Here is a 24,502-nt window from a genome sequence, read left to right as displayed (position 1 = left end):
TCAAGAACCGATCCAGCGCCTCCCGTGCGGTCTGCATCCGTCACTCGCCAGGCAAGGTCTCGAAGCCATCGAGAAACACGCCCTCGGTGGTCAGCATGTCGGTGTCGGTGGCAGTGTTGTTGCCTGGATCTGAATCGGCATTGCCCGGACCCGACGTGATCGACGCGGTATTCACCAGCGTGCCGGTGGCCGTCGGGCTGACCGTGCAGACCGAGGTGTAAGTGATCGAACTGCCCCCCGCGAAGTAGTCGTTCGGGAGATTGACGGTGTCGTCGATGTCGCCCGCAATCGGGCCGGCGGCGCAAGTCGCACCCCCCGTCGTGGTGCAGGTGGTCGTACAGCCGGTCAACGCGGCCGGGAAGTGATCAGTGATGCTCACCCCATTGGCGTCGATGGAAAATGGTACCCACGGCCTGCGGGCGACGATCGTGTAGGTCACCGTGCCGCCCGGCAACACCGCGTCGACGTTATTGGTCTTGGTGATGCCGAAGTCGACATCGGGCACGACGATGCGGATGTCATCGATGGCGACCGAGGGATCGGTAGCCGAGCCATTGCCGTTGTTGCGCCAGTGGAAACCGATGCGGACATTGGGGTTATTCTCGAACGCTGCGGGCAAGGCCAGCGAGTACTTGGTCCACTGGCCCTGGCTGTAGCCATTGCAGGCGCCGCAACAGACCGAGGTCAGGCAATACTGATAGCCCACGGGCCAGGTCGCACCGTTGTCGGTGCTGAGACGCAGCTGTGCGCGGTCATCGGAACAGGCCGAGCTGCCAAAGGCGATGAAGTCGAACTCGAGAAACATTTGCGCTCGACCGCTCAGGTTGATGGTCGGCGACACCGCCAGGCGATAGGTGGCGTTGGTCGCTCCGGTGTCGTTGTAGGACGCAGACATGTCGCCGCCCGCACCCGGATTCGAGCCGATGTGCAGGCTGGCATCCCCGATGCAGCTGGATCCGCAACCCGGTGGCGTGATGCCCTCCTCGGAACAACTGACGAACCAGTTGTTGGGTGCGCCGCCGGTGGTGCCATCGACGTTGTCGACCATGCTCCAGCCATTCCAGGTGCTGGCCTCGCAGTTGCCGGCGCAGCCGTTGTTGAAGTTGTCGGACCAGACCACCGTTTGCGCATGCAGCGTCGGACCGACCGCCAGGGCCAGCGTCGCCCACATCCAGACGCCGCGAATTCCGATACGCATGCCCACCCCCGTTGTTGCCATGGAACATAACTCAAGTGGTCGCGTCGGCACGCATCCGACCTGCATAGGCGAGGACAGCAGCGACCAGCGGCCACAGCCACAGGGCGTTCGGCGGAAAGCCGATCATCGGGCCGCCGAAGCACTGGAAGCCGGCCAGCGCTGCAGCGAGCACGACGACGGCATAGCCGATCGCCGCCACCCAGGGACGGTCGCGCCACGGCGACAACGCGACCTGCCACAACCAGCATGATGCGAACACGATCTGCAGTGCGAACGCGAAACGGTCGCCGATCAACAGTGCGCCGGCCCCGATCACGACCCAGAGACCGACACGCAGCGCACCCGTGCGCGGATCATCGGCGCGGACCAGGCCCAGCCAGACCACGAAGGCGACGATCATCCACGGCAACATCAGTGCCCAGAACAAGGTCGTCGGATTCAGCACGACATTGTCGGGATAGGCCGCGTGCGCCAACCTGCCGCCATAGGCAAACGCGGCCGCGGCACCGACCACGGCCAGCAGCCGAACCTGTGCGCGCACGCGGCGCCACAGATCCGGTTGCTGTCGCAACAGCACGTGACTGAGCAACCCGGCATCAAGGCAGTACAACAGCAAGACCGTCGACTGGTCGTTCGCGCCGTAGCGCAGACCGAACGCACCGATCGCGAGTCCCAGCAGGTACGGAATCGCGCCGGTTGCAAACAGCATGCTGTAGATCGCCAGCGCCGCCAGCGTCGCACGCAGCACGCTGCCGCACTTGCCGTGCACGTAGAGGAAGCAGGCGATCACCAGGCAGGCGATCTCGATGCGGATGCCCAGCGTTGCGCCGCGCATCAGGCTGGGTCCGCCAAACGTCAAATAGGCTTGCACGAAGTCGGACCAGCTGTTGATCGCGATGTAGTTCATGCGCGCCGGAATGCTGCGATGCACGAGCAGGTCGATGATCGGTGCCGACCAGGAGAACACGTAGCAGACGATCGCGAGGCGCGCGGTTCGGAGCATCGACTCGCCGGTCGCCATCTGCAGCAGCGACATGAAGGCGAGCACCACGAAAGAAAACCAGAGACCGATGTGGATGACGTCGTCGCTGCTGTACAGCCGCTGGCTTGAAAAGAATTCCAGGCACAGGCGAATGCCGAGCAGCGCGAAGAACAAGGTGACGAATCTTGGAAACGGCGCGTCGATGCGCTCGATGCGCTCGGCAGTCTTACGGAACCAGACCAGGGCGCCGGCGAGCTTCATCGGGATGATGCTTCCGCCTGCAAGGCGAGGATGGCGATCGCCGTCGCGAATACGTCCTCGCGTTTCTCGTAAGTCGCGCTGGGCACGGGAAACCAGCCGCCTTCCCAATGCCCATCGGGCTGCTGCAGCTTCAGCAGCGCCCGGTGCGCCGGTGATGCCAGGCGCGCCGGCGCTGCCGATTCGCGCACGGCCAGCAACATCAATGCCGTCTCGAGTGCGTCGGAGACCTGGTGACCATCGACGGCTTGCTGGAATGACCAGCGACCATCGTCGTGCTGCGTCGTGCGCGCCCAGTCGAGCAGGTCTCGACGCGACTGCCGTGCCGCCGCGGACTGCCCCGACCAGGCCCGCGCCGCCGGCCACAGCGCATAGGCCGGCGTACCGTAGTACTCCCAGGCACTGCCGAAATCGCCCCGCGGCGTCCGTGCACGGCGCAACCAGTCCTGGGATCGCTGCAATGCCGGGCCGTGTTGTCCCAGCCGCAGGCCGACCGCCAGCACGAAGGCGGTGACGGAGGCGAAATCGCGGCGCTCACGTACATCCGGATTGCCGACCAGGAAGCGCCCATCGGGTTGCCGATGCGCCAGCAGGGCCGGCCAGCGCTCACGCGCACGTGACCTGTCACCAGCATCGATCAGCAATTGCAGATACTCGGCCGAGGTCTCGACGCAGGTCGCCTCGCGACATCGACGGTTATGGCAGAGCAGCCCGTCGGCATTCTGCTGGCGCTCCAGGTAATCCAGGGCAGCCGCCGTTGCGGCCATATCGCGCGCTGCACGGCTCGACGCCAGTGCGCGTGCCGCGATCACCGTCTCCCAGGTCTCGAACAGCGGGTTCCCGGCATCGGCGATGGCGCCGTCGGCCCGTTGTCGGGTCACGAGCCAGTCGCGGGCGCGCTCGATCGCAGGCACGACGGCCTGGGCCGCTCCGGCCGCCAGCATGAACGCCAGCACGGCGACGGCGCGGATCAAGGCAGGTCGTATCGCGACAACAGGCACAGCGCTCCGATCAATGCAGCCTGGCCGAGAAGATACACATGAAACACGCGCGCCTCGACATAGGGCTCGCGCCACAGTTCGCGCAGGTGCCAGAGCAGCAACGCGACATTCAATGGCAGCAGCGCCCAGGCGTGCAACAACCAGGCCGCACCAGCATGGGCCAGCACCGTGGCGAGCGAAATCCATCGACGCGCCCGACGCGCGCCGTACAGCACCGGCAAGGTGCGGACACCATCGGCGGCGTCACCGGCCGTGTCCTTGAGGTCAATGAAGTTCGCAGCCAGGCCGACGGCAAACACCAGGTACAACAGCCAGGGCAGCGGGAAATCGGCCCAGTGGCCACCACTCAGCACGAAACCGGCCGCGGCCAGAATCGCGGAGTTCGCGCCAATCATCAGCTTCGCGAAGACCGGCACGCGTTTGAGACGAAACGGCGGGCAAGAGTAAAGGGTGTAGACCGCAGTGACGGCTGCGACAGCAGCCAGGGCCACAGGTCCAACCAGGCTCGCCAGCAACAGCGCGATGACCAGTGCAAGCCGACCCAGACGGCGGTAGCGAACGAGCTCGATGGCACCACTGGCGAGCGGCCGCCGCGCATTGCTGATGCGATCGATCGCGAGATCTTCGATGTTGTTGCTGACGATCGCGAACACTGCCGCGTAACACAGCGCCACGAGCAGTCCGAGGATCGCCAGCAACGGCTGCGCTTCCGGAAGGATCCCGGTCGCGCGCACCTGCAAGGCCACACCGAGCAGCACCATCGCGTCGTAGTGCAGCACGCGCTCGGGACGCAGGTCTGCAACCAGAAGCCGCAGTGTCGCGGGCGCGCGCCACGACAGGCCGATGATCGGACTCAGGGCAATACCGGTGAACAGCGTCAGCAGGACAGGATCGGTCGGCACAATTCGGTTCGTTGCCAGCAGCGCGACCTTAGCCGATCTGCTGACGCGTCAGCGGGACAATCAGCTGCCTGCGAACCGGTCCAGCGCCTGCTCCGCCTCACCTCGTTCATAGGTGGCCAGACCGCGGGCGACGCTGCGATACGCCGCCTGCACGTCGGCATCGGCCGGCATCACCCGGGCGAGCGCGGTCAGCACCTCTTTCGCTTCGTAGTCCGAGCCGATGTCGCGCGCGGCATTGAGCACATCGAGTGCAAGCGGCGCGTCGATCTCGACGCCACGGATCAAGGTCAGCAGGGCCTCGCGCCGTTCGTAGTCGGAGCCGATGGTGGCGGCGACGCGTGTGTATTCGCTGCGCGTGATCGCGGTGCCCAGCCCGGTTTCGGCCGCCGTGGCGAGCAGCATGCGCTTCTCGTAATCGCTGCCGATGTCGGCGGCCAGCGCGATCGCGAGGCGCGCGTGTTCGGGCCGCAGTGCGTGCTGGGCAAGCAGGGACTCGAGCACGCGGCGGCGATCGTAGTCGCTGGCGACGCCACGCGTGGCCTGTTGCCAGACGTCGAGCCGGGCGCCATCCAGCGGCATGACCGCCGCCGCCGCGATGAGCAGTTCGGCGCGCTCGTAGTCGGATTCAATATCGGTCGAAGCCTCGAGCAAGGCGGCACCCGTCAGCTCATCGAGTGCGCCGTGTTCCAGGATCGCGCTCAAAGCACGCCGCAATTCGTAGTCGGAAGAGATCTCCCGTGCCAGCGCGATGGCGCGCGCGGTCTGCACGCGATCGGGCTGGCCCAGGGTGAACAGGGCTGCGACATAGGCGGCACGGGGATAATCGGAAGTCACCAGCGCCGTCTCGGCCAGCAGCCCCTCGACGCCTGCGCGCGCCAGGATGCGCTTGGCGCGAGCCTCGGCGTCGAGCCCGGTACGACGGAAGATCTCGGGCAGGGTCGCCGCAAGCCATTGCTTCGCGCTGGCGTCGAATGCCTGCGCATCGCCATCGACGCGATAGTCGCGCAGCAACTTGCCATCGACGACCTCGACCATCAACGTGCGGGTCACGCCATCATGGGTGTCCTTGATCGACAGCGAGCCGTCATCGTCGATGTGGGCGACATCATCCTCGCGCTCGTTGAAGCCGACCTTGCCCACGGTCTTCAATGTCAGTGCGCGACCCGCCTCGTTGAAGCGCGCGGTCATGCGCGCCCCAAACAGGCCGGAGTCGCTGCTTTCGATGTGGATGCTCGCGCCGTGGTGCTCGGCCGCGACGCTGATGGCGATGGCCGGCAGGGCGAATGCGCCGACGATGGCCACGGCAATCAGGCTGCGGCGCAGGGTGATGCGATCGGATGTGAACATGGGGCGTTCCTCGATGAGTCGTTGCACGCGATCGACCACGGACGCGTCCGGCGCGGCCATCGCAACAGTGAGCCGCGGCGCCGCGGCGAATTGACGTTCAAGACAGTGCGCGATGCATTCGGCCAGCGCCTGCGGCGCCCGCGTACGGCGCGCGGCATCGGCATCGCAAGCGAATTCCGCGAGCACTTCGAGCCGGCGCGCGGCGTAGCGAAACGGCGGCAGGCCGAGCATCAGGGCCACCGCGATCGCGTCCAGCAGCCGCCACAGCGGATCGCGCCGGCGCAGGTGCGCCAGTTCATGCGCGAGCAAGGCGCGTTGCGCGTCGCCATCGAGTGCCTCGGCCCAATCCGGCAGCAGAATCAAGCCGCCGTCGCCGCACAGCGGGCTGTCGATATCGCCGGCGCTGCGCAACAGCGGTCGGACGTCCTCGCCCGCCAGAGCGGCGACGTGCGCATGCCAGTGCGCGGGTGCCTGCCGCGAACCCGCCATGGCGTGGCGCAGATAACGCTGGCGGCGGCGCAACGCCAGCGCGGTCGTCGACAGGGTCAGAACCAGCAGCACCGTCAATCCGACCGCGAATAGCAGCGCATCGCGCTCGCGCCAGGACCAGGGCTCGGCGCTCGTCGTCACCGGCAGGTTCTGCGAGGACGAGGTCGCCGCTGGCGCAGGACGCGGAATCGGCGTGCGCGATCCTTCCGCCACCGCTTGCGGCATCGCCACCTGCGGCATCGGCTGCGATCGCAGATCCAGGTCGGCAGCCCATTCGGCGGCCAGCGGCTTGACGGCATGTACCAGCGCGATGCCGAGTCCCGCGTACAGCGCGATGCGCCACAGCGTTTCGGCGAGCGCGCCGTCGCGAAGAAGGCCCAGGCGTTCCAGCGACCAGGCCATGGCGATCGCCACCATGCCGTAGCCGAATGCCCCGAGAAAGCATTGCAGCAGGAAGGCGCTCATGGCTTGCGCCCCGGTTTGCGCGCGAGCAATTCGCGGATGCGTTCCAGATCCCGGCTGCTGACGTCGCGTTCGTTCACCAGATGCGCGAGCAAGGCTTTCGGGTCACCGCCGAAGACGCTGCGCAACAGGCCGCCGACCATGCTGCGGCGAACCTCCGGCTCGGCCACTTCGGCACGATAGATCAGCACGCGGCCATCGCGGCGGACGCTGACGAGACTGCGCTTGGCCAACCGGGTCAGCAGGGTCGCGACCGTGGTGTGGGCGAGACCGCGCGATTCAGCGAGCGCTTCGGCGATCTCGCCGACGCTGGCCTCTTCCCGCGACCACAGCACGCGCATCAGGTCGAGTTGCAGGTCACTGAGAGAGACTTCGGTTTCGTCGTGGTCGGCCATGTTCTACACCTGTCGTACGACAAGTGTAGTACAAAACCGCCGACACTCATGGGTCGAAAGTCACGGGAAGCGTCCATCGACGTAATACCAGCGCCCATCGATCCGCTCGAAGCGGCTGATCTCGTGCAGGCGCTGCGCCGATTGGCCACCCAGGCGATAGCGCGCGACGAACTCGACGACGGCATGGTCGCCTTCCGGCACATGTCGCTTCACCGACAGACCGAGCCAGGTCGTCTGCTTCGATCCGGCGCCATCGACGTCGATGGCGGCCGGACGGGTCTGCGGATGCCAGGTCGCGCGCAGGTAATCACCCAGCCCGAGCACGTAGGCGCTATAGCGCGACCGCATCAACTGCTCGGCGCTGTCCGCCACGGCACCACGGTGAAAGTGACCGCAGCAGCGGTCGTAGTCGGCAGCGCCGCAGGGGCAAGGGGTCATCGTGACCGGCCGCGTTTCACAGCGGCACGCAGATGCTTGGCTCACCACTGCAGGTGAATCCGGATTCGATCAGGCACATCGCCGAACAGCCGTCGTTGCTGCTCGTATTGTGGTCGTCGCATTCCTCGGTGCCTCGAATCAGTCCGTCGCCGCAGATGATCCGGACGACGTCGATGTCGATCACGGCAGGTGCCGAACTGTTCTGGCCGTCATGGGTGCGGAAACTGAAGCTGTCGCTGCCGAAATAGCCGTTGTTCGGCGTGTAGACGACGGTCGCGCTGTTCGGTCCGGTCGGCGTGAATGCGCCCAGTTGGCCATGGGTCGGGGTGGCCACGGCCGCGAACGTCAAGGCCGCGCCCTCGATATCACTGCCGGACAAGGCGATCGGCTTGGCGACGTTCTGGTCGGTCGAGACACTGGCCGGAGTGGCAACGGGCGGATCATTGACCGCGACGACATTCAGCGTCACGTGTGCGGTATCGGTCGCCTCACCATCGCTGATGGTGTAGTCGAACCCGGCCGTGCCGTTGAAATTCGCGTCGACCGAAAATGCGGCCCCCGGCGACTGCAGAACCACGACGCCGTGGGCCGGATTCGACACCGAGACCAGGGCGAGCGCGTCGCCATCCGCGTCGGCATCGTTCGCGGTAAGGACCGCAGTGCTGAACTGCACCACCGTGGTGTCTTCGTTGAAGACCGCGGTATCGTCTGCCGCACTCGGCGGCAAGTTTGCGATGCACGCACTGCTGTCGAAGCGGCATCCGCCGGTGCAGGCCAGCGTTCCCGCGATCAGGCCGATCGATGCGCAGCTCGCGCCGCCGAGATTGACGCCATCGCATTGCTCCGCATCCTCGATCACGCCATTGGCGCAGGTCGACGCCTCCATGCCGCTGCGGAACAGGGGAGACACGCGACGCGCGCCATCGACCCGCTGCGGCATGGCGAGCCACACCGACAGACACAGCATCATGACCGTCACGGAATGGCGTGGATTCGGGCTCATGGGTCGGGCACTCACGGGCCGGGTCGGCCGTCTCGGCGACAATAGCCGCAGCGCTGCCCACGCAACGGACGTGCTGCCATTGTTGACATCGCGCCGTCGGTCGTCGCGTCCGCCGGCGCGACACGCTGGCTATGCTTGAGCGCCTGGCCACCGAGGAGTACCCATGCGTCCGTCCCTTCCCCGCATGTACCGAGTGCTCGCCTGCGTCCTGTTGTCGGCGACGCTGACCGTCGCTGCAGTCGATTTTCCGGCCAAGCCGAAGTATCCGAAGCTCCCGAGCGAGACGCCGACCGAGTTCACGCCGTCGACCGCCGGCTTCGATCATGAGCGCCGCGAGGTCGAGATTCCGATGCGCGACGGCGTGAAGTTGCACACCGTGATCCTGCTGCCGAAAGGCGCGCAGCGCGCACCGATGCTGCTGACGCGCACGCCCTACGACGCCGACGACATGACCCTGCACGCGCACAGTCCGCGCCTGGCGGCGGTGCTGCAGGGCTACGACAACATCGCCGACGTGATCGAGCAATCCGGCTATATCCGCGTCGTCCAGGACGTGCGCGGCAAGTACGGCTCCGAGGGCGACTACGTGATGAATCGGCCGATGCGCGGGCCGCTGAATTCGACCCCGGTCGATCACGCCACCGACACCTACGACACCATCGACTGGCTGGTGAAACACGTGCCGGAGAGCAATGGCCGCGTCGGCATCATCGGGATTTCCTACGATGGCTATCTGGCCCTGACCGCGCTGGTCGAGCCGCATCCGGCACTGAAGGTCTCGGTGCCGATGAATCCGATGGTCGACGGCTGGATGGGCGACGACTGGTTCCACCACGGCGCATTCCGCCAGATCAATCTCGGCTACATGCTGGAACAGGTGGTGACGCGCGACAACAGCGCCTCGTGGTGGTTCAGCCACACCGACCAGTACGACGAATTCCTGAGTGCCGGATCGGTCGGTGCGCTCGGAAAGGCACGCGGCCTCGAACAATCCGGATTCTGGAGCAAGATCACCGCCCACCCGTCCTACGACGCGTTCTGGCAGCAGCAGGCCATGGACAAGCTGCTGGCCGCGCAGCCGCTGAAGGTGCCGACCATGGTCGTGCATGGCTGGTGGGATCAGGAAGACATCTACGGTGCGCAGGCGGTGTATCGCGCCCTCGAAGCCAAGGACGCCGGAAACGATCAGGTCTACCTGGTGGCCGGCCCCTGGAATCACGGCCAGCAAATCCACGAGGCCAGCCGCCTCGGCGCGATCCAGTTCGATGCCGACACCGCGCTGCAGTTCCGTCGCGACGTGTTGCGTCCCTTCCTCGACCACTATCTGCTCGACGCATCGCCGCAGCACGACACTGCGCCGGTCGTCGCCTTCGAGACCGGCACGAATCGCTGGCAACGACTGTCGGCCTGGCCGCGTGGTTGCGATGCCGGCTGTACGACGACGACGAAGCCACTGTACCTGCGCGCGAACGCGGCGCTGTCGTTCGATGCGCCGACGGCCGACGAGGCCGGCGAGAGCGAATACGTTTCGGATCCGGCCAAACCGATCCCGTTCACGCGGCGCCCGATCCGCGCCGTGGCCTACGAGGATGAAGCCTACTGGCCGAAGTGGCTGGTCGACGACCAGCGCGACGCGTCGAGCCGCACCGACGTGCTGACCTTCGTCAGCGAACCCCTGGCCGAACCGCTGAAGATCGCCGGCGAACCGGTCGCGCAATTGTTCGCCGCGACCAGCGGCAGCGATAGCGACTGGGTGGTCAAGCTGATCGACGTCTATCCCGATGAAGTGCCGCGCCAGCCGCAGATGGGCGGTTACCAGCTGATGATCTCGGCCGACATCTTCCGCGGCCGCTATCGCGAGAGTTACGAACATCCGGCACCGATCGAGGCGAACACGGTCCTGCCCTATCGCATTCCGCTGCCGCATGCGAATCACGTGTTCGGCAAGGGCCATCGATTGATGGTGCAGATCCAGTCGAGCTGGTTTCCGCTCTACGACCGCAATCCGCAGACCTTCGTGCCGAACATCTTCTTCGCGAAGCCGGAGGACTATCGCAAGGCCACGCAGCGGATTTCGCACGCATCCGGAGCGGAGAGCCGGATCGAGCTGCCGGTGGTCGAGGCGAAGTCACGGCCGGATTGACCCAGGCGACCCGTTCGCTACTGCGGCGGTGACGCCAAGGGCGCGCCGTCACAACGCGGCCCGTTCGCCTCGAAGCCGTCGCAGAACAGGCCGACGCTGTCGGTGAGCAGGTACACCGCGCCGGGCGGATTGACGTTGAAGCTGAACGGCCGCGGCTGGGCATCCAGGTGCGCCGCCACCAGCGCCGCGCCGGCGTCATCGAAGGCGATGGTGCGACCAAATTCGACGCCGTAATCGATCGGCGAATCGCCACCCCAGCCGGTGGCCCAGTCGTAGGGTTCGATGCGACGCGCATCGGACCAGCCGCCGACGCCGAATTCGAACAGACGGATGCCGGGCGTGCGGCCCGCGGCGAGATCGGTATTGAGATAGGTCTCGCCGATCAGCAGGCGGGTGTCGCGCAGCGCGATGGACAGCGTCGGCGAGGGATTGCCCTGATGGACGGCCCCGGTGTCGAGGCTGGCGACCAGCGGCCATTGCCCGTTGCCGTTGCGCTCGTAGACGCGAACGACATCGAACGGGTAACCGGAGCCACCGACATCACGCATCTCCTGATCCGGAATGGCGAGGCGGTCGCCGTCGAGGGCGAGGCTGACGCCGAAATAGCCGGCGAAGGCGGCGCCACCCGCCGGAACGGTGATTTTCGCCTGCTGGCCCCAGACGCCGGCCAGGCGATCGAACACATACACGCCGGACGACACGTGTTGCTGGAATTGCGCGCCGGGCCGGTTGACGACCAGCCGGTCGCCCTGCAACCGCAGCGAGTCTCCGAAGTTCGCCGCCGGATAGGGGTCGCTCTCGCTGACCACTTGCTGCAGGGCCCACGTCGCGCCTTGCCGCACGAACACATGCACCACGCCCAAGGCCCCCTGCACGGCGCCGGGCGATCCGACCGCGAGGGTGTCCCCGGACAGGCCCAGTCCGCCCTGGCCGAACGATCCGTTCAACGCGATGTAGGGCTGGGCGAGGATGCGTGCGCTTTCCTGCCACGCGCCGCCGGCCTTCTCGAAGAGGATGATGAGCGGGTTGCTCGGATTGGCCTGCAGCGCCACCGCGAGACGATCACCGTCGAGGACGTATTTGTGGCCGAAGCTGGCCTGCAGGGAGCTGCTCAGGTCGGCCGGTGGCAGGATCTCGTGCTGGGCGCTCCATTGGCCGTTGCCATCGCGCTCGTAGAGGCGGATGCGCAAGGTGCCGAACGGTTCGCGCTCGGCGATCGCCGCCGTGCTTCCCGACACGCTCAGCTGGGTGCCGAAGTAGCTTTCCGCCGGATAGCTCGGATTGCCGTTCCACGGCGGCGCGTTGCGCAGCGGCGAGTAGAGCTTGGCCTGAAGGCCCAGCGACTCGGCATGGAGGCTGCCGAACGCGAGTGCAAGAAAGACGGCGAAGACGGAACGCAACATGGATTCGACCAGCGACGAAATCAGTCGACATTGTGGCCGTTCAGCGCCGGTCGGCTACCCCGCGAACGCGGGGTAGATCGGGCGTCAGGCCTGCACGATGCGCAAGATCTCGTCGCCGTAGCGTTCCAGCTTCTTCGCGCCGACGCCGCTGATGCCGGCGAGGTCATCGTGCGACTCGGGATGGGCAGCCGCGATCGCGGCAAGCGTGGCGTCGTGGAAGATCACGTAGGGCGGCAATCCGGCGGTACGCGCGGTCTGCGCACGCCAGGCGCGCAGCCGCTCGAACAAAGCGTCGCCATGCGTCGTGGTGCCGGCCGGCACGCCCCGTCGACGACGCTCGCGGCGTTTCTCCTGCGGCGCGCGCAACCAGACCGATTGTTCGGCGCGCAAGACCTTGCGACTGGCCTCGTTCAACTGCAGCGAGCCGAACTCGCCGGCGACATCGATCAGCCCGGCCGCCAGCAGTTGCCGGATCACCGCACCCCACTGCTTCGCGCTCAGGTCGGCGCCGATGCCGAAGGTGGACAACTCGTCGTGCCTGAACTGGGCGATGCGCTCGTTGAGATCGCCGCGCAAGATCGCGATCACATGCTGCGCGCCGAAGCGTTGGCCGCTGCGATGGATCGCGCTCATCAGCTTCTGTGCGAGTTCGGTACCGTCGATGCGTTCCGGCGGCTCCAGGCAGTTGTCGCAATTCCCGCAGGCGCCGGGATGCACTTCGTCGAACGCCGCCAGCAGCGGAATGCGCCGGCAATCGGCCGCTTCGCAATAGGCGAGCAAGGCGTTGAGGCGCTGGTGCTCGAAACGTTTGCGCTCCTCGCTTGCCTCACCCTGCTCTATCCATTGCCGCAGCAGCACCAGATCACCGAGGCCGTAGATCAGCAGCGCTTCGGACGGCTCGCCGTCGCGGCCGGCGCGGCCGGTTTCCTGGTAGTAACCTTCGAGTGACTTCGGCAGATCCATGTGCACGACGAAACGCACATCGGGCTTGTCGATGCCCATGCCGAAGGCGATGGTCGCGACCATGATCACGCCGTCCTCTCTCAGGAATCGGCGCTGATGTGCGGCACGTTTCGTGGCGTCGAGGCCGGCGTGATACGGCAGGGCGGTAAATCCGAGATCGACGAGAAAGGCCGCGGTGTCCTCGACCTTCTTGCGCGACATGCAGTAGACGATGCCGGCCGCGTCGCGATGCGCGTCGAGAAAGTCGCGCAACTGCCGCTTGGCATCGTCCTTCTGCACGATCCGATACCGGATGTTGCGACGATCGAACGAAGACAGGAACACGCGCGCGTCGTGCAGCGCCAGGCGGTCGATGATTTCGGCACGGGTGCGTTCGTCGGCGGTCGCGGTGAGGGCCATGCGCGGCACCTCCGGCCAGCGTTCGTGCAACACGCCGAGCTGACGGTACTCCGGGCGGAAGTCGTGGCCCCATTGCGACACGCAATGCGCTTCGTCGATCGCGAACAGCGCGATCTCGCCCTGGGCCAGCAGGTCGAGGCAACGCTCGGTCAGCAGGCGTTCGGGCGCGACGTAGAGCAGGTCGAGCTGGCCGTCGAGGAAACGCGACTCGATCTCGAAGGCGGCGCGCGCCTCCAGCGTCGAGTTCAGGAAGGCGGCGCGCACGCCAAGCTGGTTCAGCGCGTCGACCTGGTCCTGCATCAGCGCGATCAGCGGCGACACCACGACCGCGCAACCCGGTCGCACCAGCGCCGGAATCTGGTAGCACAGCGATTTGCCGCCGCCGGTCGGCATCAACACCAGGGCATCGCCGCCGTCGATCACGTGCGCGACGATCTCGTCCTGCGGCGGACGGAAGGATTCGAAACCGAAGACGCGGCGCAGGGTGGAGCGGGCGGCGTCGCCCGCGATCGCCAACGTCACCGTCCCGGCCCGATCTCGATGAAGTTCAGGAACTCGGCGCGGGTGCGGGCGTCGTCGCGGAAGCTGCCGAGCATCTTCGATGTGACCATGCTGACTCCGCGCTTGTGGATGCCGCGCGTGGTCATGCATTCGTGCGCGCCGACCACGACCACGCCGACGCCACGCGGCTTCAGCACCTGCTCGATGCAGCGCGCGATCTGCGCGGTCATTTTTTCCTGGACCTGGAAGCGGCGCGCATAGGCTTCGACCACGCGCGCGAGTTTCGAGATCCCGACCACTGCACCATCGGGGATGTAGCCGATGTGGGCCTTGCCGATGATCGGCGCCATGTGGTGCTCGCAATGGCTTTCGTATTCGATGTCGCGCAGCACGATCATCTCGTCGTAGCCGGCGACTTCCTCGAAGGTGCGCTTGAGGTAGTCCTCGGGATCGAGCGCATAGCCGCTGAACCAGTCGCCATAGGCCTCGACGACGCGGCGCGGCGTGTCGAGCAGGCCTTCGCGCGCCGGGTCTTCGCCGGCGTAACGCAGCAAGGTGCGCACGGCCTCTTCGGCCTGTTCACGACGGATGTCTTCGCTCGACTTGCTCATGCCTGACCCCGGATTCGATGCGCCGATGCTAGCCGAGGTCGCAGGACGCTGTATTTCCGGCGTGGCTCTGCGAAGATGGGCGGTCTTTTGCCTGCGCCCATGACCCTGACCGACTACCTGCAATCGCATGCGGAACGCTTCCCGGTCGAATTCGGCCCGGCCTGGGCGCGCGGCACTGCGCTGGCCGAACGCGGGGCGGTGCGCGAACTGCTGCAGCCCGACGAACACGGCGTCAATGCACAGGTGCTCGGCACGCGCGGGCACATCTACGACACCAGCCTGACCCTGACCCATCCGCGCGGCCGCGGCCCGACCCTGCTCAGCGACTGCAGCTGCCCGGTCGGGTTCGAATGCAAGCATGCCGCCGCCCTGATCCAGTACCTGCTGCGTCTGGCGACGCCGGCGCGCGAGCCGGTGGTCACTCCGCAGCGCAGTGCCTGGGAAACGCTGGCCGAGCGCGCCCCGGGCGCCGAACTGCAGCGGGATCCGACCGAACTGCTGGTGCTGGTGACTGCGGACGAGTCGGCCCGCCTGCTGTTCCGTCCGTTGCGGGCGCGGCGCAGCAAGGACGGTCGCTGGTCGCATCCGCGCCGGGTCGATCTGGAATCGCCACGGGTCTTGCAACTCCTGCAGGGCTGGCCGATGCACGAGCGCCTGGCGGCCCTGTCGCTGCTCGGCTTCGATGGCATCGAATACATCGATGGCGACTACTGGCTGCTGTTCGACGGCCCGATCGATCCGATGCTGCAGCAGTTCTTCGCGCTCGGCATCGAATTGCGCCTGCAGCACCTGCATGGCCCGGCCCTGCATCCCGGTGCGGCGCGACTGCTCCAGGCCGAATGGCAGCTCGCAGCCAGCGGCGACCAGCAGCTGCAGCTGCGCGTCGAACCCAGCGGCGTGGCGCTCTCGAACACCCGCTACCGGCGCTATCTCGATGTCGACGGCGGCATCATCGGACCGGTGCTGAGCGATCTCGACGACAGCGATCTCGCACAACTGCGCGAATTGCCGGTGGTTGCTCCGGACGAGGTCGAACTCGCCAGCGAGGTGATGACGCGCCTGTTCCCGCACGGACAACTGCCGCTGCCGAAGACGCTGGCGACGACGCCGGCCTCGCCGATCGCACCGACGGCCGTGGTGCTGATCGGTGGCGCGCCCTACCTCAACCGGTCCGATCTGCTGACCCAGGCCACCGCCCATCTCGGCTTCCGCTACGGCCGCCACGAGGTGCGAGCCGGCGATCGCAGCACCGAATTGCGCTGGCGCGGGGACGACGGCCGCATCCATGTGCTCAGCCGCGATGTCGAGGCCGAGGCGCGCGCCAGCCAGTTCCTTGCACGCCATGGCTTCAAGCCGGGCAGCTCGCACGGTGTCGGCGGTCCGGCCGAACACTGGTACTGGAATGGCCGCCTGAAGAACGGCGAGTTGCTGGCCTGGATCGAGGAGCTGCGTCGCGATGCCGCGGCCAGTCACATCGAACTGCGCTCCAACGACGAGTTCCCGATTGCGCTCGAGCCCGACATCGGCACGCTCGATCTGCGCGTCGAAGAAGATGGCAACGACTGGTTCTCGCTGCGTTTGGGGATCGAGGTCGATGGCCAGCCGGTCGATCTGGTCCCGGTGCTGCTGGAAGCGTTGTCGCGTCCGGAAGAGCAGCGCCCGGATGGCCTGCGCCTGACGCTGCCCGACGGCCGGCGCGTGTTCATCGCGAATGAGCGCCTGACCCCCTTGCTGGACCTGGTCGCCGATCTCGATTCCTCCGGTGATGGCCGCATCGGCCTGCCGCGCGCGCGCATCGCATCGCTGGATCCGTCCCCGGACTGGCGTTTCCTGCCGAGCCGGGAGGCCGCCGACTTCATCGAACGCGTGCGCGGCTTCCGCGGCGTCGAGGCGCGCGAACCGCCGCCCGGCTTCAATGCGGAACTGCGGCCCTACCAGAAGGAAGGACTGGCCTGGCTCGACTTCCTGCAGGCATTCCAGTTCGGCGGCGTGCTGGCCGATGACATGGGACTCGGCAAGACCGTGCAGGTGCTCGCACACATCGTCGTGCTGAAGCAGGACGGCGCACTGAAGACGCCGGCGCTGGTGCTGTGCCCGACCAGCGTGGTCGACAACTGGCGTGCCGAGGCCGAACGCTTCGCACCGATGCTGCGCGTGCGTGTCCTCGCCGGTGCCGAGCGCCATGAACATTTCGATGCGCTCGGCGATGTCGACCTGGTCATCACCAGTTATGCGCTGCTGTGGCGCGACATTGAACAGCTGAAAGCGCAGCGCTTTACGCTGGCGGTGTTCGACGAGGCGCAGTGGCTGAAGAACGCGTCCAGTCGCAGCCACGCAGCGGCCTCCCAGCTCGACGCTACCCGCCGCCTGTGCCTGACCGGCACGCCGGTCGAGAATCACCTGGGTGAATTGAAGGCGCAGTTCGATCTCGCCTTCCCGGGCCTGCTCGGCAGCCACGAGCAGTTCCGCACGCGCTTTCGCCAGCCGATCGAGCGCGACCGCGATGTCGATGCTGCCGATCGCCTGCGCAAGCGCATCGCACCCTTCCTGCTGCGCCGACGCAAATCGGAAGTGGCACGCGACCTGCCCTCGCGCACCCTGATCGTGCAACCGGTCGAACTCGAAGGCGCACAACGCGACCTGTACGAGACGGTGCGCGTACAGATGGAGGCGCGCGTGCGCGAAGCGCTGTCGGCGCAGGGCTATGGCGCCTCGCAGATCACCATCCTCGATGCACTGCTCAAGCTCCGCCAGATCTGCTGCGATCCGCGCCTGATCGAGGCGGGACGCAAGAGCGACGAGCCCAGCTCGGCCAAGCTCGATGCGCTGATGGACCTGGTGCCGACCCTGGTCGACGAGGGTCGCGCGGTGCTGGTGTTCTCGCAGTTCACGCGCATGCTCGACCTGATCCAGGAAGCCCTGATCGCGCACGGCATCACCTATGCACGACTCGACGGCAGCACCAAACGTCGCGAGGTGCAGGTCGCACGCTTCCAGGACGGCCAGGTCCCGGTGTTCCTGATCTCGCTGAAAGCCGGCGGCGTCGGCTTGAACCTGACCCGTGCCGATACCGTGGTCCTGTACGACCCGTGGTGGAATCCGGCCGCGGAAGCCCAGGCGATCGACCGCGCCCATCGCATCGGCCAGGACAAGCCGGTGTTCATCTACGAACTGCAATGCCGCGGCACCGTCGAAGAACGCATGAATGCGCTCAAGCAGAAGAAGCGCGAGATCGCCGATGCCGTGCTCGAGCATGGCGAGGCCACGCTCTCGACCCTGTCGTCGGAAGACCTGCTGACCTTGTTTGACGCCTGACCCGCGCCGCCGCCAAGACGGGTTCCGGCTAAGCTCGAACGCAGTTGCGGAGCGGAGGCGATGGGGAACGCGGGCAGGGTCATCGGGCGCTGCAGCATGGCCATCATCGGCATGCTGCTGGCCAGCGTGGTCGCCGCGGCAGCACCGGACGACATCGCCCGACTCAACAAGGAAGCCAAGGCCCTGCTGCGCAGCGATCCGCAGCGTGCCCAGCAGATCGCGCAACAGGCGCTGCAACTGGCACAGGCACGCACCGATCCGGCGGGTGAAGCCGGCGCGCGCATCAACCTCGGTTCGATCGAACGCCAACGCGGTCGTTACGACCAGGCCGTGGTCGAGTTCGAGCGCGCCGTCGCACTCACCGATGATGCGAAGGCACAGTTGCCGTATGCCGACGCGCTGACCCAACTCGGCGTGACGCTCGACATGAGCGGCTTGCACGCCGAGGCCCTGGAGGCCGAAAGCAAGGCGCTGGCGATCTACGAAGGACAACAGGACGCGGCTCGCATCTCGGCGGCCCTGATCAATCTCGGCAACGCGCTGAGCAATCTTGGCGACGATGTCCGTGCCGGCGAACACTACCGGCGCGCGCTCGCGGTCAAGCGCAGCAACGGCATTACCCGCGGCGTCGGGTCTGTGCTGAACAATCTGGCCGATCTCGCGCTCGAAGCCGGTACCACCGAGCAGGCCGTGAAGCTGCTCGACGAGGCCATCGCTGCCCACGCGGTCGACGGCGACCGCATCGGCCAGGGCCTGGCGTTGTCGAATCGCGGCGTCGCCAACGCCCGCGCCGGTCGCTTCGACGCCGCCCTGTCCGACATCCAGCAAGGCGAGGCGATCGCCCGCGAACTCGAACATGCGGCCGGCATTTCCGCCGCCTTGCGCGCGCGCGCCGAGGTGTGGCTGCTGCGGGCGCGCAGCCTGGAAGGCGAGCCGCGTGACTACGCCTTGTTGAACGCCGAACGCGAGGCCCGCGCGGCGCTGGTCGCCAGCAGCGAGAGCGACGATCCGGATCGCCGCCTGCGCGCCAAGCGCCTGCTCGCCGACGTGTTTGCGGCCCGCGGCGAGGCCGAGCACGCGGTCGCCCTGCTCGACGAGATCGAGAGCGAATCCGCATCGCTGCGGGCGCAACGCGACGACGCCCGGGTCGCCGTGGTGCGCGCACGTTATGAACGTCAGCAAGCCGACGCCGATGTCGCCCTGCTGCGACAGCGTGAAGCCGCGCAGGCCGCCGAACTGGCACGCAGTCGCCTGCTGCTGCGCAGCGCGGTCGGACTCGGCATCGCCGGACTGACCGCGATCGTGTTGTTGTTCTGGATCGGGCGCGAACGCCGCATCCGTGGCGAAGCCCTGCGCGTCCAGGGCGAGGCGCTGCAGGAGGCGCTGGAGCACGCCGAAGCGCAAAGCCGGCGCGCGCATGCCGCGGCGAGCTTGAACCAGCGCCTGCTCGCACTGGCCGGCGAGGACCTGCAGGCGCCGTTGATCGATATCCGCGGCAGCGCCGAGCGCCTGCTCGCGGCGCACCACGCCAATCCGGATCTGTCACGGCCACTGGCGGCGATCGCACGCCACGCCAGCGAGCTGATCCAGATCGTGCTGCGCATGCGCGAGTCGGCCCATGCCGCCGAGGACACCGACGATTCCGGCACCTGCAGCGATCTCTCGCTCGTGCTCGAACGTTGCATCGACGACGCCGACGCCCGCGCGCGCCAACGCCAGCAACGCCTGCACGGCGATGTCGTTCCCGCACTGCAGGTGTCGGGCAGCGTCGACACCCTGGTGCACCTGTGCACTGAGCTGCTCGACCACGCGCTGCGTGGGAACCCGGCGGATAGCAACATCATCGTGACCTTGCGTGGCGAGGCGGCACAGGCGGTATTGACCCTGTCCGACCACGACGGCCACCTGCGTGAACAATTGCTCGATGCGCAGCGCGGCATTGCCCGCGACACGCCGCCGCGCCGGCTCGGGCTGGGCCTGTTGCGCGAGACCGTGATTCGGATCGGCGGCCGCATGGACAGCATCCCCGCAGCGGCGCCGGATACCGGACAGTTGCTGCGCGTGATGCTGCCGCTCATGGAGTAACGCGCACGGCTCGTCCCGTCGCCGGCAGCAATATGCGCTCGCGCTGCTAGCGTGCACGGATCGCTTCTTCTCGAGTGCCATCGATGCTCCTGCTGCCGCGTTCCCTGCTCATCGGTGCTGCCCTGCTGACCCTCGCTGCCTGTGCACCGGAGCACACGGCTCCAGCACCCGCGAGTGCCGAGGACACTACGGCCGCTGCGCGCCGCATCGAGGCCGATCTGCGCTTCCTGGCCGACGATCTGCTCGAAGGCCGCGAGACCGGCACACGCGGTTACGATCTCGCGGCACTCTATGTCGCCAGCGAGTTCCGCAAGCTCGGACTTGAACCGGCCGCTGCCGGCAGCTACCTGCAGCCGGTGCCGTTGCTGCGCGCCCGGGCAGTGCGCGAAGGCGCGCGCTTCGCGCTGGTGCGCGACGGACAGACCCGCGAGCTCGCGTTCGAACAGGACTATGTGCCCTCGGCGAACTTCAACGAGGCGTCGAGCGAAATCAGCGCGCCGCTGGTGTTCGTCGGCCAGGCCGTGCATGCACCCGAACTCGGCCAGGATCACTTCGCCGGCGTCGATGTGCGCGGCAAGATCGCGGTGCTGTTGGCGAACGCGCCGTCGAGCTTGTCGAACGACGAGCGCGCCTTCCATGCCTCGCGCATGGAGAAGGCGAGACTGCTGGCCGAACGCGGCGCCATCGGCACGATCTCGATCGGCGACCCGCGCGACGAGGAGAAGCGGCCGTGGGCGCTGGGTGCGAAGAACTGGGGCGCCGCGGGCATGCGTCTGCGTGCAGGCGACGGTCGTGCCATCGACAGCTTCCCCGAACTGCGCGTGCGAGTGTCGCTGCGCGCCACGCTGGCGGAAGCGATCTTCGCCGGATCGCCGCACAGCGCCGACGAGGTGTTCGCGATGATGCGCGAGAATCGCCTCAAGCCGTTCGATTTGCCTGGCACCGCGACGCTGACCCAGGCGACTCGCATGGAAGCGGCCGAGAGCTTCAACGTGGTCGCACGTCTTGCCGGCACGGATGCCACGCTGGCCGCGGAGCACGTGGTTCTGACCGCCCATCTCGACCACCTCGGCATCGGCGCCGAAATCGACGGCGACGCCATCTACAACGGCGCGCTCGACAATGCCATCGGCGTATCGATCCTGCTCGAAGCGGCGCGGCGCATGGCCACGACGGCCGAGGGTCCGCGCCGTTCGCTGCTGTTCGTCGCACTGACCGGTGAGGAAAAGGGCCTGCTCGGTGCCCAGCAATTCGTCGCGACACCACCGGTCGCAAAAGGCAGCATCGTCGCGAACGTCAACATGGACATGCCGGTGGTCCTGGGTGACCTGGTCGACATGGTGCCGATCGGCATCGAGCATTCCTCACTCAAGGGCCTGGTCGAGGCTGCGGCGACCGACATGGGCATGGCCTTGTCGCCCGATCCCAAGCCCGAGGAGACCGTGTTCGTGCGCAGCGACCAGTACGCCTTCATCCGCGCCGGCATCCCGGCGGTGTATCTGGACAGCGGCGTGAAAGGGCGCGACCCGCACTTCGACGGCATCGCCAGCCTCGACGGTTTCCTGGACCAGCACTATCACCGCCCCAGCGACGATGCGAACCAGTCGATCCACTATCCGACCGCAGCGCGCGTCGCCGCCCTGAATGCCCTGATCGGCCAGCGCATCGCCGATGCGCCGCAACGACCGAGCTGGAATGAAGGCGATTTCTTCGCGAAGAAGTTCGCCCAGCCCGCAGCGGACTGATTGATCCCTGTCCGCTTTCGTGCGAAATCCCCGTATCCCGGAGCGACGCGGCCCACGCGCCGCCATCCGAGGTATCGATGTCCCGTTCATGCCGCCACGATCGCGATCCCGCCACCCTTCCGCAGGGTGCGGGCGCGGCCCTGCTAGCCGGTGACGGCGCGCTCGGCCACCTGCCCTTGTGGGCACAGGTCCTGGTTGCGGCGCGCATGCTGCAGCGGGCCGCAGCGGCGATGCAGGCAGAACTTCCGGCATCACTGAACGATCGGATCGCCGCCGTCGGCAGCGCGATCCAGGACTGCGCTCGCGACGGCGGCGGCGTGCACCGGCAGCGCGCCTTGTTCGATGCCGCGATGGCGCTGCGCGACACGGAGGCCGCTGCACGGCATGCGCCGCTGCGAGGCCTGCTCTGGTTCGCGATTGACGCCACCCGGGCCGCCGATGCCGCGCAGGACTTTCCGATCGATGCCACGGTCGCGCATTCGACATGGCAGGCCATGCGCGAACTCGTGGCCGACACGCGCGTCGTGCCCCTGCAGCTGCGCGTGCTGATCGCCGGTGATATCGACGCATTGCGTTCTGCCTGCGATGAAGCGCGTGTCGATCGTTACGCGGCCCTGCCCGCGCAGGTGTTCCTGCGCCTCGCGCCGGTGCATGCCTTGACCTTGACCGAACCGCGCCGCGTGGAACCCGCATGGCGCTGAACGCACACCCCGGAGTACGCATGTTCCTGTCCCTGCTTGCCACCGCCGCGGCCGCGCTCGCCGCCTTGCTGCTGCTGGCCAACCTGCTGATGAGCGGTGCCTATGCCGGGCGCGTGCCCGGCGGCGATGCGGCAATGGGTCTGGTCGTGCCGGTGTTCTGTGCGATCGCGGCGGTCACGTTGTTGCTGGTCGCCACCGGCCTGCTGATCGCGAATGGCCGGCTCGACTGGCTCGGCGCGCGTGGCGGCTGGACGGCGATCCTGGTGATGCTCGGTGTCGGCATCGCGGCCGTGGCCGTGCTCATCGCGTGGATGGAGCGCATGGGCCCCTGGGTGATGCCGCTCGGCCTGTTCAGTGGCGGCATCGCGCCGGCCTTCGCCGTCGTGTTGCTGATCGCGAGCGCGTGGCGCGATGGCAGCGCGATGCAGGAAGCGGGCTGGACGCGCATCGGCCTGATCGTCCTGGTCGCTTCCGCGTTGTGCGGCATGGCCATCGGCCTGTGGGGCGGTGCGCGGGAGTGGCAACGGCGCGCCGAGAATGCCGAACGCGCCCACGTTGAGCAGGAACAACGCAATCTCGAATCGGCCCGCCGCGATGCCTTGTCGGCGGTCGACCGGCTCCGCGAGGACTATGCCGGATTCAGTCCCGATGCGCCGCTCTGGGTCTTCATCGCCGGCCTGCCCGACCCCACCGAGGCCGATCTGCGCGACTTCATCATCGCGCGTGCGCTGCAGGTGCCAAGTCTCGACGCCCAACTCGCGCAGACGATCACCGATGCGCATCCGCGTTATCGCCACGGCGCCTCCGAGTTCGTGCGCCATGCACCGGCGGCCGCCTTGAATCCGGCCTGGGCCGCCGCGGTCGCCGGATCGATGCACGTGACCGCGATGCAGATCGCGGCGAATCCGGACTGGCTGGTCCCCGACGACTTTTCGAACCCGGATCCGCTGGCGCACATTCCCAGCCTGGTCGCGGCCGCAGCACGTTTTCCGTCCGGCGCCGATGCGCAAGCGGCGAGCACCGAACTGCGCATGGCCCTCTCGGCGCTGCCCGCAGGTGCCGCGCGTGATCAGGCCCTGGCCGCGTTCGCCGCGCCCTGAACGACGTCAGCGCTTGCTGCGTGCCGCCTGTTTCGCCGGCGCCTTCTTCGCTGCCTTGCGTTCGGCCATCATCGTCTGAATCTCGGCACGCGATTTCGGCTGGTGCGCGGCGCGTGCCGCTTCATAACGTGCGACGAACTGGTCGACCGACATGCGCCGGAACGATTCGGCAATGACGTCGAGGGCGAGGTCGTCGAGCTTCCGGAAACGGATGCAGCTCTTGCCCATGTCGAGCTTCTTGCCGGTCTTGGCCCAGGCGGCGCGGAACCAATCCGCTTCCGCCTCCGCGGCAGCATCGACTTCGCCCATCGACGGCGGGCAGATGTACAGCGACATGTAATTCTTCTGCGACGCGAGCCCGGCGAACGGGAGCGGGTCCTTCGGGTTGCAGTGGTAGCCGGCCGGATAGCGCGAATGCGGCACCGACCAGCCGATCATGCCGTAGCCGACGCCTTCGCTGAATCCCGGATCGATGTGCTTTCGGATGAGATCGCGCAGTGCCGTCAACGCGGCGCGCCGATCTTCGGGCAGCTCGGCAAGGTACGCCGCCACTGTGGTCGCTTTCGATTGCATGGACATGCTCCGCCCTTCGACGCCAAGAGCATATCGCCGCCACGCCGCATCGGCGCTTGACCCGATGCGCGCACCGCACCTAGCCTCGCGGCCTTCGTTCCGTCCTGCGAGCCCCGCCATGACACCTTCGACCCGCCGTGACGCCGCGCTCGCGCTGTTGGCCCGGACCGGCATTCGCAGCAACAACTACGCGCCACCGGCCCTGAAACTGCTCTGGGCCATGGGCCTCGATGTGCCGCCGCCGCATTTCGCCAGCTTTGCGGCCAGCACGGTGCTCACCGGCAGCTTCTTCGGCCTGGTCTGGGGCTTGCTGATGTGGTTCTGGCAGTGGTCGGACACGGGCATGTCGGCGGGCTTCGCCGCGGCGCTGTCGGTGGTGGCCGGGCTGCTGTTCGGACTCAGCATGGCCAGCTACTACGCCTACGGTCGGCGCAAACATCGCCTGCCGCCATGGACCTCGCTTGGCTGAGTGCATGGACCGGTCCTGC

The 24,502-nt window shown here is 67.2% G+C and carries 19 protein-coding genes; 7 read left to right on the top strand and 12 right to left on the bottom strand.

The genetic code is table 11. From position 1 onward, the window contains the following. Positions 1–40: 40 nt before the first annotated feature. The 8 genes from IPP28_02810 to IPP28_02775 are packed head-to-tail and all read right to left on the bottom strand — an operon-like array spanning position 41 to position 8,442. A complete protein-coding gene (locus IPP28_02810; protein MBL0039984.1) occupies positions 41–1,198 on the bottom strand; it encodes a hypothetical protein in 1,158 nt (385 codons plus the stop codon). A 31-nt stretch (positions 1,199–1,229) separates the two neighbouring features. Continuing rightward, entirely contained in the window at positions 1,230–2,441 is a 1,212-nt protein-coding gene (locus tag IPP28_02805) for a hypothetical protein (protein MBL0039983.1), read from the bottom strand. Next, on the bottom strand, positions 2,438–3,412 hold the full coding sequence (locus tag IPP28_02800) for a terpene cyclase/mutase family protein (protein MBL0039982.1): 975 nt from the start codon (positions 3,410–3,412) through the stop codon (positions 2,438–2,440). Before IPP28_02800 ends, IPP28_02805 begins: the two co-directional genes overlap by 4 nt. Beyond that, on the bottom strand, positions 3,409–4,341 hold the full coding sequence (locus IPP28_02795) for a UbiA family prenyltransferase (protein ID MBL0039981.1): 933 nt from the start codon (positions 4,339–4,341) through the stop codon (positions 3,409–3,411). The genes IPP28_02800 and IPP28_02795 overlap by 4 nt, the downstream gene beginning before the upstream one ends. A gap of 60 nt (positions 4,342–4,401) precedes the next feature. Further along, entirely contained in the window at positions 4,402–6,642 is a 2,241-nt protein-coding gene (locus IPP28_02790; protein ID MBL0039980.1) for a M56 family metallopeptidase, read from the bottom strand. Continuing rightward, entirely contained in the window at positions 6,639–7,034 is a 396-nt protein-coding gene (locus IPP28_02785) for a BlaI/MecI/CopY family transcriptional regulator (protein MBL0039979.1), read from the bottom strand. Before IPP28_02785 ends, IPP28_02790 begins: the two co-directional genes overlap by 4 nt. Positions 7,035–7,094: 60 nt before the next feature. Further along, positions 7,095–7,472 (bottom strand): hypothetical protein, encoded by a 378-nt coding sequence (locus IPP28_02780; protein ID MBL0039978.1) that lies wholly within the window; start codon positions 7,470–7,472, stop codon positions 7,095–7,097. A 16-nt stretch (positions 7,473–7,488) separates the two neighbouring features. After that, positions 7,489–8,442 carry a tandem-95 repeat protein gene (locus IPP28_02775; GenBank protein ID MBL0039977.1) on the bottom strand — a complete coding sequence of 318 codons (954 nt, stop codon included), beginning with the start codon at positions 8,440–8,442 and terminating at the stop codon, positions 7,489–7,491. Positions 8,443–8,659: 217 nt separating this feature from the next. Between IPP28_02775 and IPP28_02770 the strand changes: the two genes are divergently transcribed. Next, a complete protein-coding gene (locus tag IPP28_02770) occupies positions 8,660–10,618 on the top strand; it encodes a CocE/NonD family hydrolase (protein ID MBL0039976.1) in 1,959 nt (652 codons plus the stop codon). 17 nt (positions 10,619–10,635) lie between these two features. Here IPP28_02770 and IPP28_02765 read toward each other — a convergent pair whose 3' ends face one another. From IPP28_02765 to folE, 3 genes are all read right to left on the bottom strand, one after another. Continuing rightward, a complete protein-coding gene (locus IPP28_02765; GenBank protein MBL0039975.1) occupies positions 10,636–12,021 on the bottom strand; it encodes a hypothetical protein in 1,386 nt (461 codons plus the stop codon). Positions 12,022–12,105: 84 nt separating this feature from the next. Beyond that, positions 12,106–13,893 carry a DNA helicase RecQ gene (recQ, locus tag IPP28_02760; GenBank protein MBL0039974.1) on the bottom strand — a complete coding sequence of 596 codons (1,788 nt, stop codon included), beginning with the start codon at positions 13,891–13,893 and terminating at the stop codon, positions 12,106–12,108. An 8-nt stretch (positions 13,894–13,901) separates the two neighbouring features. Further along, complete coding sequence (folE, locus tag IPP28_02755) at positions 13,902–14,495, bottom strand: GTP cyclohydrolase I FolE (GenBank protein MBL0039973.1); 594 nt, start codon at positions 14,493–14,495, stop codon at positions 13,902–13,904. Positions 14,496–14,594: 99 nt separating this feature from the next. Between folE and IPP28_02750 the strand changes: the two genes are divergently transcribed. The 5 genes from IPP28_02750 to IPP28_02730 all read left to right on the top strand — a co-directional run bounded on the left by IPP28_02750 (position 14,595) and on the right by IPP28_02730 (position 23,441). Next, positions 14,595–17,810, top strand: a complete 3,216-nt coding sequence (locus tag IPP28_02750; protein MBL0039972.1) for a DEAD/DEAH box helicase — start codon at positions 14,595–14,597, stop codon at positions 17,808–17,810. A 96-nt stretch (positions 17,811–17,906) separates the two neighbouring features. Continuing rightward, positions 17,907–19,895 carry a tetratricopeptide repeat protein gene (locus tag IPP28_02745; protein MBL0039971.1) on the top strand — a complete coding sequence of 663 codons (1,989 nt, stop codon included), beginning with the start codon at positions 17,907–17,909 and terminating at the stop codon, positions 19,893–19,895. A gap of 83 nt (positions 19,896–19,978) precedes the next feature. Continuing rightward, on the top strand, positions 19,979–21,640 hold the full coding sequence (locus IPP28_02740; protein ID MBL0039970.1) for a M28 family peptidase: 1,662 nt from the start codon (positions 19,979–19,981) through the stop codon (positions 21,638–21,640). A gap of 77 nt (positions 21,641–21,717) precedes the next feature. Next, on the top strand, positions 21,718–22,341 hold the full coding sequence (locus IPP28_02735) for a hypothetical protein (protein MBL0039969.1): 624 nt from the start codon (positions 21,718–21,720) through the stop codon (positions 22,339–22,341). Between the two features lie 20 nt (positions 22,342–22,361). Beyond that, positions 22,362–23,441 (top strand): hypothetical protein, encoded by a 1,080-nt coding sequence (locus IPP28_02730; GenBank protein ID MBL0039968.1) that lies wholly within the window; start codon positions 22,362–22,364, stop codon positions 23,439–23,441. 6 nt (positions 23,442–23,447) lie between these two features. Here IPP28_02730 and IPP28_02725 read toward each other — a convergent pair whose 3' ends face one another. Beyond that, complete coding sequence (locus tag IPP28_02725; protein ID MBL0039967.1) at positions 23,448–24,014, bottom strand: DUF1801 domain-containing protein; 567 nt, start codon at positions 24,012–24,014, stop codon at positions 23,448–23,450. A 118-nt stretch (positions 24,015–24,132) separates the two neighbouring features. On the opposite strand from IPP28_02725, the gene IPP28_02720 reads away from it, so the two are divergent. After that, positions 24,133–24,483 (top strand): hypothetical protein, encoded by a 351-nt coding sequence (locus IPP28_02720; GenBank protein ID MBL0039966.1) that lies wholly within the window; start codon positions 24,133–24,135, stop codon positions 24,481–24,483. The last annotated feature ends 19 nt before the right edge of the window (positions 24,484–24,502 follow it).

The sequence above is a fragment of the Lysobacterales bacterium genome, from assembly GCA_016721845.1.
GTDB lineage: Bacteria > Pseudomonadota > Gammaproteobacteria > Xanthomonadales > Ahniellaceae > JADKHK01.
The sequence above is the reverse complement of the archived record's forward strand: the minus strand, read 5'-3'. Positions and strand labels throughout refer to the sequence as shown.

What these genes read in the sequence shown, in the direction of transcription:
- IPP28_02810 (MBL0039984.1), bottom strand. Translation starts at nt 1,198, where the DNA reads ATGCGTATCGGAATTCGCGGCGTCTGGATGTGGGCGACGCTGGCCCTG.
- IPP28_02805 (MBL0039983.1), bottom strand. Translation starts at nt 2,441, where the DNA reads ATGAAGCTCGCCGGCGCCCTGGTCTGGTTCCGTAAGACTGCCGAGCGC.
- IPP28_02790 (MBL0039980.1), bottom strand. Translation starts at nt 6,642, where the DNA reads ATGAGCGCCTTCCTGCTGCAATGCTTTCTCGGGGCATTCGGCTACGGC.
- IPP28_02785 (MBL0039979.1), bottom strand. Translation starts at nt 7,034, where the DNA reads ATGGCCGACCACGACGAAACCGAAGTCTCTCTCAGTGACCTGCAACTC.
- IPP28_02780 (MBL0039978.1), bottom strand. Translation starts at nt 7,472, where the DNA reads ATGACCCCTTGCCCCTGCGGCGCTGCCGACTACGACCGCTGCTGCGGT.
- IPP28_02775 (MBL0039977.1), bottom strand. Translation starts at nt 8,442, where the DNA reads ATGATGCTGTGTCTGTCGGTGTGGCTCGCCATGCCGCAGCGGGTCGAT.
- IPP28_02770 (MBL0039976.1), top strand. Translation starts at nt 8,660, where the DNA reads ATGTACCGAGTGCTCGCCTGCGTCCTGTTGTCGGCGACGCTGACCGTC.
- IPP28_02765 (MBL0039975.1), bottom strand. Translation starts at nt 12,021, where the DNA reads ATGTTGCGTTCCGTCTTCGCCGTCTTTCTTGCACTCGCGTTCGGCAGC.
- folE (MBL0039973.1), bottom strand. Translation starts at nt 14,495, where the DNA reads ATGAGCAAGTCGAGCGAAGACATCCGTCGTGAACAGGCCGAAGAGGCC.
- IPP28_02750 (MBL0039972.1), top strand. Translation starts at nt 14,595, where the DNA reads ATGACCCTGACCGACTACCTGCAATCGCATGCGGAACGCTTCCCGGTC.
- IPP28_02745 (MBL0039971.1), top strand. Translation starts at nt 17,907, where the DNA reads ATGGCCATCATCGGCATGCTGCTGGCCAGCGTGGTCGCCGCGGCAGCA.
- IPP28_02740 (MBL0039970.1), top strand. Translation starts at nt 19,979, where the DNA reads ATGCTCCTGCTGCCGCGTTCCCTGCTCATCGGTGCTGCCCTGCTGACC.
- IPP28_02735 (MBL0039969.1), top strand. Translation starts at nt 21,718, where the DNA reads ATGTCCCGTTCATGCCGCCACGATCGCGATCCCGCCACCCTTCCGCAG.
- IPP28_02730 (MBL0039968.1), top strand. Translation starts at nt 22,362, where the DNA reads ATGTTCCTGTCCCTGCTTGCCACCGCCGCGGCCGCGCTCGCCGCCTTG.
- IPP28_02725 (MBL0039967.1), bottom strand. Translation starts at nt 24,014, where the DNA reads ATGCAATCGAAAGCGACCACAGTGGCGGCGTACCTTGCCGAGCTGCCC.
- IPP28_02720 (MBL0039966.1), top strand. Translation starts at nt 24,133, where the DNA reads ATGACACCTTCGACCCGCCGTGACGCCGCGCTCGCGCTGTTGGCCCGG.